Raw genomic sequence first — 13,176 nt, 5'->3', positions numbered from 1 at the left:
TCTTTAATCTTCACATTTTTGTCATTAGCGTTAATGATTAACCTCTCTTATTTTTATCGTTTTTAAGTTATAATTGATGACAATGCAATAAAATGCATATGATATACAAAATAATCTATGATTTTTCATTTATTAATAGAATAGATACAAATTGCTTTATTAACAACTAAGGGAGTTGACATGACTTTGAACATTTTAATTACTGGAGCTTCGGGTTTTTTAGGATCGAAATTAGCAACAAAATTACTTGAGCAGAATCATAATGTCTATTTATTAGTACGTAACGCTAAAAAAATAGAACATTTAATGAATAGAGATCATAATAATATGGAAGGGCAAGTCGTTGTTCTTGAGGGAGAATTGACTGAGGAGAGATTAGGTCTTAATAAGTCTGTGTTAAATCAACTAAAAGGTAAAATCGATGCTATCTATCATACAGCTGCATTACTATCGTTTGATGACTTAAAAAAAGATGATGTCTTTCGAGTGAATGTCGAGGGGACAAGGCATGTTCTTGATGTAGCAAAAATGATTGGCGTGCAAAAGTTTATCCATGTTAGTACAGCCTATACGTTAGGTGACCTAGTTATCGGTGAAGAAACTCTTTATCCAGAAACGAATAGGTTTAATAACTATTATGAGGAAAGCAAATCTAAGGCAGAACATTTGGTCATGTCATACCAGGAGTATTTTGATGTTAGTGTGATGAGACCTGCGATTATTATTGGGGATTCAGAAACTGGAGAAGCTAGTACAACATTTGGGTTATATGGAATCATAAGAGCGATTGAACTATTAAAGAAAAGGGCTATGAAAAAAGGAAATACGGAAGCCGTCTTTCGTCTAATAGGCAATAAAGAAACCGTTTCAAATCTAGTTCCTGTCGATTATGTTGTGAAGGTACTCATTTTAGGTCTTAGGTATGGCAAAACTAATACGGTCTATAATATTACGAACCCTAATCCGCCTTCAAATCAATTAATTATAGAAACGATTTTAAAAAGCTTAGGGACGAATATGGTGAAAATTGTTCCACATCAGGATGCACATTTGTTGACTGAAGATGAAATTAACTTTAATAAACCACTTCAAGTTTTTAACAAATATCTCAATTGCTCAAAGTCATTTAAGGATGAAAATACGAGAACTTTATTAAATCAGGAGCAAGATAGTGCACTAAATATGAATGCAGACATGCTATCAAGAATTATTGGTGGTTTTATTGAACGAAAAAAAGTAATGGTCCAAAAGTAGCCAAACTTTCTAGAAGAGTAGTGGGGTGGGGAAATTTGTCTTCAAATGAGATGTTGTTAAATCATGACGTTTATAAAAACCAGACGTACCCAGATGCACCATGGGTCGTGCTTTTACACGGTATAGGTGGTAATTCAAACATTTGGAAAAAGCAGTTATGTGACTTTAAAGAAAAGTTTAACGTTATTACCATTGATTTACCAGGTCATTATCCTAACCCAGTTTTCAACGAATGGGATCAGGGCTATTCTTGGACAAGGTGCTGCGAAATGATTATTCGGGTACTTGATAATTATCATTTGAAAAAGGTCAATTTCGCAGGTATCTCATTAGGATCGATTATTATCCACCAATTAATTAAACAATACCCTGACCGAGTCAATTCAGCTGTCTTAGGTGCGACGATTACAGAATTTAATACTCTCTCAAAGGTTCTGTTGTCGATTGGAAGTGCTTTAAAGCGGTTTGTCCCTTATATTTGGCTATATATTATATTTTCCCATGTTATCATGCCGAAACGGAGGCACTCATTTTCAAGGTCTATCTTTATACGAGAAGCTAGAAAAATGAAGGAAGATCAATTCCTAAAATGGTTTGAGCTTATCAGGTCTGTGAAGCAAACATCAGTTGATATCAATACGTCAGAAGTTCCCAGACTGTATATTTCTGGTAGTGAGGATTATTTATTTGTTAAACTTTTGAATCAACATATGGAAAGCGATCCATATGGATCGCTTCTTGAGATTAAAAAGTGTGGTCATCTTTGCAATATTGAAAAAAGTTCTAAGTTTAATGAATCTGCGATAGCTTTTATATCTGAACAATCAGATGTTGCTTCGAGGTATGAGAAGAAGATTGTATAAGCGGATCATCTTTCACATAAAGGCCCCTTACGATTAGGTTCGTAAGAGGTTTTTATGTGAATGGTTTTGTTTATAGAAAACGATGAATACATAGTTATTTTTGTTTCTTACCATTTTTGAAGGAGAAATTGTGTTTATAAGGTATAGAAACGTTGTTATCAATGTGGGAGAGCATAATCAACAATACGTTTAGGTTGAAAAATTTTGGTTTTTATGAATTTGTGAGAAAAAACACAACATATTTTTCTTTTTGTATGCTATTCTTAATGTATAATACCAATAGGTAAAGTCATACAGGGTATAATAAGCTGAGGAAAATGGTGTAGGATTCGTCCCCATGTTTCTTTGAGGCGATATGATGAGGTTCTGTAACTGATATTCACCTTTAGTCGCACGCCAACTATTCCCTAAGAGAACTTAACCTGTATGAATATTCCTAATTTTCTATATAAAGTAAAGAAACATTATAATGAGTTTTAATTTTCATTAGTGAATAACTACTAAGTAAAGTAGTTTACTGTTTTTATAAAACTTTGTGAGGTGAATGTTATGCAAAATAATGTAGCAGAAAATCCTGAGAAAGCTAAAGAAATGATTACGCCAACATATTCAAGAAAAAATCCATTTCAAGCAAAAGTATTGGAGCTTAAAAATTTAAATGGACCTGGTTCTAGCAAAGAAACGATGCACCTTGAGCTATCGTTAGAAGGATCAGGCTTTTCATATGTTCCTGGTGATTGCCTTGGAATCATACCTGAGAATGATCCAGAACTAGTACATGCCCTTATTGATGAAATGAAATGGGATCCAACTGCGTCGGTTACAATAAATAAGCAAGGTGACACACTGCCACTGAAGGAAGCGTTAACAACGTATTTTGAAATTACGTTATTAACGAAGAAAATTTTAAAACAAGCAGCGGAATTAACAACTAATGAAGAGTTGCAATCACTCGTGGCCGTGGAAAATGCCGATCAATTGAAAGAGTATATCGATGGACGTGATGTACTTGATTTGTTACGTGATTTTGGGCCATGGAATGTGTCAGTCCAAGAGGTTGTTTCATTATTAAGAAAAATGCCACCACGCTTATATTCCATCGCTAGCAGCTTAGCTGCTAACCCAGGTGAAGTTCACTTAACGATCGGGGCGGTTCGTTATACGGCTCACGGGCGTGAGCGAAAGGGCGTTTGTTCTGTGTTATGCGCTGAGCGCCTTGATGTTGGTGATACACTTCCAGTATTTGTTCAACCTAATAAGCATTTCTTCTTACCAGAATCGCAAGAAACGGATATTATTATGGTTGGACCAGGTACGGGGATTGCGCCATTCCGTTCGTTTGTTCAAGAACGCACAGTAAACGACGCGAAAGGGAAATCTTGGTTATTCTTTGGGGACCAATATTCAGCGACTGATTTCCTTTACCAAGATGAATTAGAGAAATACCAAGAGGACGGTGTGTTAACTAAATTGGACGCTGCGTTCTCTCGTGATACTGAGCAAAAAGTATATGTACAGCATAAAATGCTTGAAAACAGTAAAGAGTTGTTTGAGTGGTTAGAAAACGGAGCATACTTCTATGTTTGTGGCGATAAGCAATATATGGCCAAGGACGTTCATAATACGCTGATTGACATTATTGAAAAAGAAGGCTCCATGAGTAGAGAGGCTGCTGAAGAATATCTAAATGATATGCAAAAACAAAAACGTTACCAGCGTGATGTTTATTAATTAATGAAAAGTAGATTCCGTAGAATAAAGTGACTTTATTTCGCAAAGCGTTATAGAGTCACTTTTTTTGTTCTTCTAATTAGATGAGGGCATGAATAAATAACCAATGCTTGGTAAGAATATTACTTGTAGTTACAATTGTATATACAAGTGAGGATGGTCTATTTTGAATTATTTACTTAAACAACAAATGTTATTGATGGTTAGGGCTTTATATTTCTGTATGGAAGATCACTGGTCAGATATAGGAAAGAAGTTTAACGTGTCCCCTGCCCAACAACACGTATTATTTTTGCTGCAGGCAAATAAACAAGCACTGACTCCTACAGAAATTGGTGAATTAGGCTGTTGGCATAGTTCGACCGTAACTAGGCTTCTTAAACCTTTAAAAGAAAAAGGGCTGATTAGCGTTGAAATAAATAAAAGCCGACCAAGGTACAAACAGGTTTCAATTACAAGCAATGGACTGGTGCTGTTTGACAAGTTATTGAACATTGTTAAGGAAGAAGAGAATTTTCCCTTTGACATGAGTCACTTATCAGAGGAAGAGGTTTTAAACTTTTTAGAGTATGGCCAGAGAATATTAGATGTACATAAAGGAAAAGACTTCAGAAAAGTTCTCAGTGCAAACGTAGACAATTATGGGTATGCCTAGGTCTCATAAGGAGGTTGAAAATGTTTAGAGACAAAAGTGTTTTGATTTTCGTATGGTGTATGACGATTGTGTTACTGTTTAAATTTGTACCTAAGGAAAAAGTGAGACATGGAATACTAGCCTTTTTATTTAAGCAGCTCATTACTTGGGTATTCGGTTTGATGGTCGTCGAAAAAGGCCTAATAAAATATCCAGTGAGGTTGTTTTTTCATAAAGCAAATAAATCGAGTTTTTCATTTGAGTATTTTATCTACCCTACCATATGTGCCATCTTTAATGTGAATTATCCAGAGTATGGGAGCCGGTTAAAAAAATCACTTTATTATTTGCTTCTCACAGGCTTATTAACATTAGGTGAAGTAGTAGCGGAACGGTACACGAATCTTATTCATTATGTCAAATGGAGGTGGTATTGGAGTTTTATTACCATGGGTGTGGCGTTTTATTTTTCACGTATATTTTACCGATGGTTCTTTAAAGAGGAATTTCAATTAGAGAGAGCTAACATTGAACAGATACATGTTGGAACACCATTGCAAGAGCAGGACTCAATATATTGATTGATGAACGGACAAGCATTTAAAACGACCTCTTGAATATGTAAAGCTGAACACTTATTGAAGTAAGTTGTGATTTTATTCTTGAGACAGTGTAGCAGGACAAAGCTTTGGGTGTGTCGTATGAGGATAAAATCACCTCATAAAACACACCCGATTTTTTAATAGAGATGGCAATTGTGGAAGAGCGAATTGAATATGTTAAAAGCATTTTTTATTGTGAATGTGAAGAGTTTAAAGCTAACCTTTAAAATGTCTTTTTATCTTATTCTAATGGTTGCGGTATGTCATTATTCATGGTTGATAGTTCTCGCGCCTAGTATGTTATCATTTAAATATAGAATGAATAGAAGGAGATTTTAATAGCTATGCAAGTTCCTATCCTTTACGAGGACAATCATTTACTTTTTGTAGAGAAACCAGTTAATATTCCAGTACAAGAGGATCGATCGAAAAGTCAAGATTTACTTACTTTCCTAAAAGAGGATTTGAGAATTCGTTACCAGAAGCCTGGGAATGTTTACCTTGGGCTTGTCCAACGTCTGGATCGACCTGTCGGAGGGGTTATGGTGTTTGCAAAAACCTCTAAAGCTGCAGCGCGGTTATCAGATGCGATTCGGAGAAAAAACATACAAAAAAGGTATTTAGCTGTAGTACGGGGCCGTCCTGCAAAAGATCGTGATAGATTAGAAGATTTTCTAGTAAAAAATCACCAGGAAAATAAAGTGTACACGACATCATCTCATCATAAAAAAGCTAAGAAAGCGGTCATGGACTATGAATTGATCGGATCTAAGAAAGGATTGAGTCTTCTTTCGATTCGGCTTCACACCGGTCGACCACACCAAATACGTGTTCAACTAGCTTCTCAAGATTGTCCACTTTACGGAGATCAAAAGTATGGGGTAGAAGTGAACCAACCTGGTCAGCAAATTGCTTTATGGTCACAGAAACTAGCTCTTGATCATCCGACCAAAAAAGAAAAAACCGAAATAAATTCTCAGCCACCAAATGAGTATCCGTGGAATCTTTGGTAAGTAAGATGCTATACGTGGGTAGATAAAAAGGGACAAGTACAATCATTTATGTTGACCCTTCTGTTGAAATTGATTAGGAATAAAAGAGCGGTTGTACAACGATAGCGATCGCTTCTTAGGTTAGATTCTTTATTCTTTTTCTGTTTTCATGCTATAAGATGTAATCATTATTATCAAAATATAAATGTAATTATTGACGTTAGAAATGTAAAAATCATTATGTAAGAGACGATTCAAAATACAATCGAAGGAAGGGAAGATAAGTTGACACCACAAAGCGTAATCTTTTTTGATATTGACGGAACTTTGCTTGATCATGATAAAAAATTGCCACATTCAACAAAAGAAGCTATTTTCAAACTAAAAGAAAACGGACATATTGTAGGTATTGCCACTGGACGTGCTCCTTTCATGTATGAGGACCTAAGAAAAGAATTAGATATTCATACCTTTATTAGTTATAACGGACAATACGTCGTTTTAGATGGTGAAGTGATTTACACAAATTCGTTAAACCACTCGTCGATTGAAAAGTTAACTGAAGCTGCCATGCATAATAATCATCCAATTGTCTACATGGACCATGAAGATATGAAAGCTAATGTCCCTGAGCATTCTTATATAGATGAGAGCATCGCTACGTTAAACATCAATCGCTTTCCTACACATGACCCCAGTTATTACAAGGGCCGTGAACTATATCAATCTCTACTTTTTTGTCTAGAAGGGGAGGAAGGACAATATGAACAGGCTTTTGATGATTTTGATTTTATAAGGTGGCATCCTGTTTCAGTCGATGTTCTTCCTAAGGGCGGTTCTAAAGCAAAAGGAATCGAAAAAATTGTTGAAAAACTAGGTATCCCAGAAGATCATCAATATGCATTTGGAGATGGACTTAATGATATAGAGATGCTTTCCACAGTAAAAAATAGTGTGGCGATGGGGAATGGGAAAGACAGAGTCAAAGAAGTCGCAAAGTATGTTACAAGATCAGTGGAAGATGATGGCATTGTACATGGACTTCAAATGGTTGGCCTTTTATAAATAAATGAAGGGCTGTCCCAAAAGGTGATGGTAATTGACCTCTGGGGCAGCCCTATGCATTGGCAACATGTCTGACGTATAAAACACTTAATGTTGCTCTAATGTTTACTTTTTTTCTTTCTGCTGAACTTGTGCTTTTTCTGTTAATGTAAATAATGCAGTTGTGCCGATAAGAGTTGTGACGAAAATAATGGTCCCCATTGGGACAGCAGAAGCTTCATTTATTCCCGCAAGAGGGGATACAATGGAACCGATTAGCAGAGGGAGCATTCCGAGCAAGGCGCTCGCACTTCCGGCCCGGTGACTTTGCTTGGCTATCGCAAGGGTAAAAGAGCTCGTTAACACGATCCCCATACCAGTCATATAGATATATATCGGAATGACGATAAGAGCAAGTGGACCTTCGATAAGAGCCATCACAAATAAAAATGAAGCCGCACAAGTGGAGAGGATTACGCCGGTTTGTAAGATCCTCTTCTCCTCTACAATTCCAGCTAAACGCCCTACTAAAAAGCTTCCCGTAATAATAGCAATTCCATTAATACCAAACAGGATACTAAACAATTGTGGGGATACGCCGTAAATGTCTTGGTATACAAATGGCGTCCCTGACACATAAGCAAAGCTACCTCCATGGACGAAACCTAGTGTGAGCGCATACCCGATAAACGAACGATCTTTGAATAAATCGCCCATTGTACGAAATGAATGACCGATGGAGCTAGGCATCCGCTTTTCGACAGGTAGGGTTTCCTCTAATCGATAGTAAATCGTAATAACAATGATGATCCCGATAAGTGCTAAAAATAAAAAAATCGTACTCCAATTGGCAAAAGGGAACCATAAAATTCCACCCCCTGCGATTGGCGCCGCTAATGGAGCAACCGCATTAATCACCATCAAGAGTGAAAAAAACTTCGTTAATTCTTTACCACTAAATATATCCCGTACGACTGCACGTGAGATAACAATTCCTGCTGAAGCAGTTAGACCTTGTAAAAAGCGTCCAGCTATTAAAAATTCAATGGTTGGAGCTAGAGCACATAATAAAGAAGACAATGCAAATAATGTAATTGAAATAAGGAGAGGCTTTCTACGTCCATGTGCATCACTAATGGGGCCAACAATGAGTTGACCAGCAGCAAGCCCGATGAGGCATGCCGTAAGACTCATTTGAACGAGAGAAGCACTAGCCGTTAAATCTTCTCCAATTTCAGGGAAGGCAGGTAAGTACATATCAATATTTAGAGGACCTAAAACTGCCAGCATGCTCAGTATAATGGCTAAGCCAATACGTTGTTTCCATGTTGTATTCTTTTCCATTTTTTATACACCTTTCTATCTCTTGATGCAAGTTTAAGTTATTCTATTCTGTTATTTTATCGAATGATAGAAAGATGGCAAGCAATTTGTTTTGTCAGGCCTTCCCCTTCTTTCCAATTTCAAGATTTTATCTCTGTTTTATAGCATGTTTTCTCTTGTACTTGTCTATTAAACTTTATCTTGTTTTCTCCCTAAGAAGAATAGTTTTATATTAACACCTGATTTTCGATTAGTAAAAGAAACCGTTCTAATGTAGAGCAAAATACTAATGATTTTTAATTAATTAGAGTCATATAGGGAACAATGATTTTGAACGTTTAAAAGTAAAAGGTGATTATAGATGAGAAAAGCAATGTTTATCAGCCTGCTAGCTGTATTTTTGAATGTATGTGTAATGGTTATAGCAGCAGAAGAAACTGTAAATGAAGACATCAGTAAAATAATGAACGGGTTGATACCTGCAAATGCGTTTCTAGTAAGCCCTGACCAACCTGCCTCAACGGGACCGATTCAACTAATTGATTTTGACGATGACGAGGAGAAAGAAGTGATCATAAACTATAAACTTGAAGCAGAGCAACAACCTTCTCCATCGCAGTATGGAGCGATTATAGTAAAGCAAGTAAAAGGAGAATGGAAGAAGGTTTGGGAAACGTCATCACAAGGCGTTGGATTAGATTATTCTGGAGTTGCAGATATAACAGGTGATGGTACGAAGGAGTACCTATTTGGGGTAACCATTGGTGCTTCAGCAGGAAATATACTCGAAGTTTTTAAATGGGAAAGCGCCTCGCTAAATAAGTTAACAAAAGTGTCCTATCATATGATGGAGCTATTAAGGAACCAAGAAGATGTTGGGCTAGCGGTGTGGAGAAGATATATCGCGGATACTTATTTTGTAGATGTTCTCACCTGGGATGGGCAACAGCTCGTTCATGATGATGAGCTTTATGACCAATACTATCCAGAGATAGAAAAGTACCACAACGACCAGATAACGTAGATGGATGCCTGGTTTTACTGGTATACACTAGCAGATGCACAAATCAAAGCAAGCTTGTTTGATCAAGCTAAGGCATCAATACAAAAAGGGATGTCATTAGCAGAACAATTATCGTTACCTGATGTGGTCGAAAATTTTAAGGAATTACATGTGAAACTGGAAAACAAGAAGAAGGGCGTTGGTTGAAAATTCACCTCGCTCTTTTTATTGTAGCAAATGTCTTCTTATGTGTCCTATTAGTGTAATGATTGTTTGTTTGATAAAAGTATTAGTAATGGGGAATAAAGGTAGTAAATGAGTGGTAGTGACATATAATAATTTCACTACAAATGATCAGTATTGGTTGTTTTTGTAGAAAGAGGTGACAAATTATGTGGGATAAAATTAACAAGTATTATAACCCGTTAATTGATATTTTAGCGTTTTTGGTTTTAATACTTACGGTTATATACAGTGTATTCCATTATCGTGAGTTACCGAATGAGGTGCCGCACCATTTTAACTTAGCAGGCGAACCAGACGCGTGGGGGAAAAGGGAATCATCATTGGTTTATTGATCCTTTATGCTTTTATTTTGGCGCTAACCTTCACCCTTAACTATTTTTTGATCATTCGTCCAACCGGAAAGGAATTCCTTGGCTTTGTAAATATCCCGTTTGTCAAAAAAGAAGAGTTGACTGATGAACAAATATATATGGTTCGAAAACATACAGCGAGAATGTTAGCAACAATTACGTTGTTCGTGAGTATTCTATTCGCTTCTATTCATTATGGAATGATCCGTACGGCTTTAGTTCAGCAAAATACTCTAGGGGCAATGGTTCCGTGTATGACTGCCGTTCTGATTGTTCTTCCAATCTTTTATATGTGGAAGATATACCATAATGTGGTAAAATGAACAGGTGTGAGAGGAGAAAACGATGAAAAGAAAACAACGTAAGAGGGAAGGAAAATGGAACTGGATCATAGATGTATTTTTGTTTATCACCGAACTTTTATTAACGCCCATTCGATTACTTGTTCGGGGGATACTTGGATTGTTAAAGAACTGAACAAACTCTGACTGTGTAAAAATAATTTCAAAGTAAGTACTGTAAGGGGGGAGAAATAATTGATTAAGCTAGAAAATGTAACGATTAGACGCAATGAAAAAAGAATATTAAATAATGTTAGTTGGTCGATGAAGAAGGGGGAGCACTGGAGTATATTAGGATTAAATGGCTCTGGAAAAACAACACTTTTAAAAATCATTAATGGGTATATATGGCCAACGAGTGGACATGTAGAAGTTTTGGGAAATGTTTTTGGACAAGCAAATATACTAGAATTGCGGAAAGAGATTGGATGGGTGAGTTCGTCATTACAACAAAGATTACGTAATCATGATACCGCTTTAGCTATTATTTTGAGTGGGAAGTTTGCTTCTGTAGGGTTATACGATCATATCGACGAAAGCGATATTGACTACGCGAAACATTTAATGAAATTATTAGATTGTGAACATATACAGGATCATCCATACGAGATTCTTTCGCAAGGAGAACGTCAAGGAGCACTAATCGCTCTTTAGTGCTCCTAATTATATGTATTAATTTTCACTACTGCACAAACTAAAGGTCTAGTTGATTTAATAATTCCTTTAACTGTATGAGTTCTTCTTCTGAAAGAGTAAGGCCCTTCCCCATTTTTTCATGTTCTGGGGACCAATCGCGTAAGTCGTATTTTGGCTCGCGCCCATTCCAACTGACTAAGTTTAATTCTTTTTTCCATCCCTTCGCACCTTCGGAAACTGTTCCAATTGTCTCTTTAATTTCAAATTTAATATTCGCCATCATACAAACACTCCTTTTTCATGGTTACAATTGTAACAATTTAATGGATGATATCAAAATAAGAAGAATTTAATGATATGAGCATTGTGGTTCGATATAGGCCATACTTGAAAAACGTGGACTTTGATGGATTTGAAAAGTAACATCTGTCGAGTCTCACTTCATAATGTTGTGACGTCCCGTTTCCTATGATTACGTCAACAACCCCCGGTTCATTAATACCTTCGGGGGTTGTATTCTAATTATAAGTCACTGTCATATCAGTGTTTTAAACTGGTTCAGGCTTACGCTCACGACTCGTGTCTGTTTGTATTTCAGGTTGATGTCTATCATCTATTCGTTTCTCAATACGTTCTAGGTCCTCTTCGTTTGCGAGAATTTCTCTTTTATTGTCTTGAATCAAATGCTCTAAATTTAAAAAACGTTTCTTCATATGCTCTATCCCCTTTGAAAAAAATGTCGAATATTTGTATGTCTTTAATATATCGTAATTTTCTGACATGTGATATGATATTTATCACATTTGAATGTGACTAAGTTATGAACAAATAGCTTGTTATAGTCTTTAGGTATATAAGCATTAAAATATGGTAAAAGGCATTGGGTGTTGACGGAGAGGACTAAAATATTTATATGTTAATAGGGCGCCGTTATAGTAATGGGTATGTCTGATATAAATGAAGGAGTGTTTTTTAACCCTTAATAAGTGGTCATCTAGGTCTGTTCTTCTATATAAAGTGTTTAATAAGACATATGTAGGGATTGTAAAGATCATATTATAATAAAGGAGAATGGTGAAATTGTTACTGATTGGAGCATTACTGACCCCATTATTCTTGTATTTTTTGATTGCGAATATAAAGTATTCTAGAAGTGAAGAAGCGAAAAGTGAACGTGGACAAATAATTTTGCTCAAATCATATAAACATGCCATTGGTATTATGCCTGTCGGATGGTTCTGCTTAGAAATGTTTCATCGTTATATTCATACCATCACATTTGATACATACCGAGATTCGATTTGGGTATTGGTGTTGTTGACGTATATCGTTCACGGATTTTCACTCTATATTAATAGAAATCAACCCGAAAAGGAAAGTGATAAATTGATAAATTGATGAATCGCAAGGGCTAGGGTGATGCCCTTGATTTGGTTATGGACAAATAGTTCTGTTAATCGCAGCTAGTTACGGAATTTATTTAATCGTCAGAGCTTTAAAAAAGGTAAAGGCGTGAAGCGCAAGGTAATATATACTGAGTTAATTGAGTAAAATGAGCATCCTTATATAAGGTTGCTTATTTTTGTTGATGTCATTTGAATAGGCTCTTTTCGCTACTCTTTAAAAATTTGATCACTTATTTTTTGAAATGTGCACAAAAAGCTGGTTATTTATCATGAAATGGTTGACTCAACAGCGATTACCACTTCCCTATGTTACGTATGTATAAATTTTATAAGTGTAAATCGTCAAACGATAGTGGCTTGTAATGATGTGATGAGGTACATAGCAAGCCGATTTGCCTCTTAAGATAGGTGGCTTGCTATGTACCTTTATAGGTTATGGAAGGTTGGATATATATTTATTTGGAGGTTTATTTTTTGAAGACATATTCTATTTTGTTTCTTATTATCGTATTGATGCATTTTAACACACTAGTTCATGTGACTATGGTGGGATGGAGTTGTATTATTTATTTCCACTATTCTCTTCCTTGTCGCGTTTGTATATTTTGGGATCGAATATCGTGCAAATAGAAGTTCCAGAAACAAGTAATTTAAGGTTTCAAAAGCAGATATGTTTGATTTCGACTCAGTTTTTTCACGGAATCGTTGCTGAATCATATGAAGAGCTGACTGTAGAAGAATCTTCTTACAG

General features: G+C 36.0%; 16 protein-coding genes and 1 pseudogene. 14 read left to right on the top strand and 3 right to left on the bottom strand.

The window, feature by feature from the left end; genetic code table 11:
- The first annotated feature begins 180 nt into the window (after positions 1–180).
- From KH400_RS06265 to KH400_RS06235, 7 genes and pseudogenes are all read left to right on the top strand, one after another.
- Positions 181–1,254 (top strand): SDR family oxidoreductase, encoded by a 1,074-nt coding sequence (locus KH400_RS06265; protein ID WP_246589402.1) that lies wholly within the window; start codon positions 181–183, stop codon positions 1,252–1,254.
- 35 nt (positions 1,255–1,289) lie between these two features.
- Positions 1,290–2,117 (top strand): alpha/beta fold hydrolase, encoded by an 828-nt coding sequence (locus KH400_RS06260; protein ID WP_217222996.1) that lies wholly within the window; start codon positions 1,290–1,292, stop codon positions 2,115–2,117.
- A 540-nt stretch (positions 2,118–2,657) separates the two neighbouring features.
- Positions 2,658–3,848, top strand: a pseudogene (locus tag KH400_RS06255) (sulfite reductase subunit alpha); the annotation flags it as partial.
- A gap of 166 nt (positions 3,849–4,014) precedes the next feature.
- Positions 4,015–4,503: a MarR family winged helix-turn-helix transcriptional regulator gene (locus KH400_RS06250; RefSeq protein WP_217222991.1), complete on the top strand. Its 489-nt coding sequence runs from the start codon at positions 4,015–4,017 to the stop codon at positions 4,501–4,503.
- Between the two features lie 20 nt (positions 4,504–4,523).
- Positions 4,524–5,063: a CBO0543 family protein gene (locus tag KH400_RS06245; protein ID WP_217222989.1), complete on the top strand. Its 540-nt coding sequence runs from the start codon at positions 4,524–4,526 to the stop codon at positions 5,061–5,063.
- 365 nt (positions 5,064–5,428) lie between these two features.
- On the top strand, positions 5,429–6,097 hold the full coding sequence (locus tag KH400_RS06240) for an RluA family pseudouridine synthase (RefSeq protein WP_217222987.1): 669 nt from the start codon (positions 5,429–5,431) through the stop codon (positions 6,095–6,097).
- 264 nt (positions 6,098–6,361) lie between these two features.
- A complete protein-coding gene (locus KH400_RS06235; protein WP_217222985.1) occupies positions 6,362–7,141 on the top strand; it encodes a Cof-type HAD-IIB family hydrolase in 780 nt (259 codons plus the stop codon).
- 105 nt (positions 7,142–7,246) lie between these two features.
- Here KH400_RS06235 and KH400_RS06230 read toward each other — a convergent pair whose 3' ends face one another.
- Positions 7,247–8,464, bottom strand: coding sequence for a Bcr/CflA family efflux MFS transporter (locus KH400_RS06230; RefSeq protein WP_217222983.1), 1,218 nt, complete (start codon positions 8,462–8,464; stop codon positions 7,247–7,249).
- 340 nt (positions 8,465–8,804) lie between these two features.
- Between KH400_RS06230 and KH400_RS06225 the strand changes: the two genes are divergently transcribed.
- From KH400_RS06225 to KH400_RS06205, 6 genes are all read left to right on the top strand, one after another.
- The gene (locus KH400_RS06225) at positions 8,805–9,467 is read left to right on the top strand and encodes a hypothetical protein (protein ID WP_217223172.1); all 663 of its coding nucleotides are present in this window, start codon (positions 8,805–8,807) and stop codon (positions 9,465–9,467) included.
- Positions 9,468–9,653: a hypothetical protein gene (locus tag KH400_RS06220; RefSeq protein ID WP_217222981.1), complete on the top strand. Its 186-nt coding sequence runs from the start codon at positions 9,468–9,470 to the stop codon at positions 9,651–9,653.
- A 185-nt stretch (positions 9,654–9,838) separates the two neighbouring features.
- Positions 9,839–10,024 (top strand): DUF1648 domain-containing protein, encoded by a 186-nt coding sequence (locus KH400_RS06215; RefSeq protein ID WP_217222978.1) that lies wholly within the window; start codon positions 9,839–9,841, stop codon positions 10,022–10,024.
- Positions 9,991–10,365 (top strand): hypothetical protein, encoded by a 375-nt coding sequence (locus KH400_RS06210; RefSeq protein ID WP_217222976.1) that lies wholly within the window; start codon positions 9,991–9,993, stop codon positions 10,363–10,365. The genes KH400_RS06215 and KH400_RS06210 overlap by 34 nt, the downstream gene beginning before the upstream one ends.
- Before the next feature lie 22 nt (positions 10,366–10,387).
- Entirely contained in the window at positions 10,388–10,519 is a 132-nt protein-coding gene (locus KH400_RS25270) for a hypothetical protein (protein ID WP_281418653.1), read from the top strand.
- A gap of 59 nt (positions 10,520–10,578) precedes the next feature.
- The gene (locus KH400_RS06205) at positions 10,579–11,037 is read left to right on the top strand and encodes an ABC transporter ATP-binding protein (RefSeq protein ID WP_217222974.1); all 459 of its coding nucleotides are present in this window, start codon (positions 10,579–10,581) and stop codon (positions 11,035–11,037) included.
- Between the two features lie 40 nt (positions 11,038–11,077).
- Here KH400_RS06205 and KH400_RS06200 read toward each other — a convergent pair whose 3' ends face one another.
- Both KH400_RS06200 and KH400_RS06195 read right to left on the bottom strand, forming a co-directional pair.
- A complete protein-coding gene (locus KH400_RS06200; RefSeq protein WP_217223153.1) occupies positions 11,078–11,299 on the bottom strand; it encodes a YdbC family protein in 222 nt (73 codons plus the stop codon).
- 268 nt (positions 11,300–11,567) lie between these two features.
- Entirely contained in the window at positions 11,568–11,732 is a 165-nt protein-coding gene (locus KH400_RS06195; RefSeq protein ID WP_217222972.1) for an FbpB family small basic protein, read from the bottom strand.
- 358 nt (positions 11,733–12,090) lie between these two features.
- Between KH400_RS06195 and KH400_RS06190 the strand changes: the two genes are divergently transcribed.
- Positions 12,091–12,417, top strand: a complete 327-nt coding sequence (locus KH400_RS06190; protein ID WP_217222970.1) for a hypothetical protein — start codon at positions 12,091–12,093, stop codon at positions 12,415–12,417.
- Positions 12,418–13,176 lie beyond the last annotated feature (759 nt).

The sequence above is a fragment of the Desertibacillus haloalkaliphilus genome, from assembly GCF_019039105.1.
Taxonomy (GTDB): Bacteria; Bacillota; Bacilli; order Bacillales; family KJ1-10-99; genus Desertibacillus; species Desertibacillus haloalkaliphilus.
This window is presented reverse-complemented; position numbering and strand designations above follow the sequence as displayed.

Coding starts and splice junctions, on each gene's coding strand:
- KH400_RS06200 (WP_217223153.1), bottom strand. CDS start 11,299: ATGGCGAATATTAAATTTGAAATTAAAGAGACAATTGGAACAGTTTCC.
- KH400_RS25270 (WP_281418653.1), top strand. CDS start 10,388: ATGAAAAGAAAACAACGTAAGAGGGAAGGAAAATGGAACTGGATCATA.
- KH400_RS06225 (WP_217223172.1), top strand. CDS start 8,805: ATGAGAAAAGCAATGTTTATCAGCCTGCTAGCTGTATTTTTGAATGTA.
- KH400_RS06215 (WP_217222978.1), top strand. CDS start 9,839: ATGTGGGATAAAATTAACAAGTATTATAACCCGTTAATTGATATTTTA.
- KH400_RS06240 (WP_217222987.1), top strand. CDS start 5,429: ATGCAAGTTCCTATCCTTTACGAGGACAATCATTTACTTTTTGTAGAG.
- KH400_RS06220 (WP_217222981.1), top strand. CDS start 9,468: ATGGATGCCTGGTTTTACTGGTATACACTAGCAGATGCACAAATCAAA.
- KH400_RS06265 (WP_246589402.1), top strand. CDS start 181: ATGACTTTGAACATTTTAATTACTGGAGCTTCGGGTTTTTTAGGATCG.
- KH400_RS06230 (WP_217222983.1), bottom strand. CDS start 8,464: ATGGAAAAGAATACAACATGGAAACAACGTATTGGCTTAGCCATTATA.
- KH400_RS06245 (WP_217222989.1), top strand. CDS start 4,524: ATGTTTAGAGACAAAAGTGTTTTGATTTTCGTATGGTGTATGACGATT.
- KH400_RS06195 (WP_217222972.1), bottom strand. CDS start 11,732: ATGAAGAAACGTTTTTTAAATTTAGAGCATTTGATTCAAGACAATAAA.
- KH400_RS06190 (WP_217222970.1), top strand. CDS start 12,091: ATGGTGAAATTGTTACTGATTGGAGCATTACTGACCCCATTATTCTTG.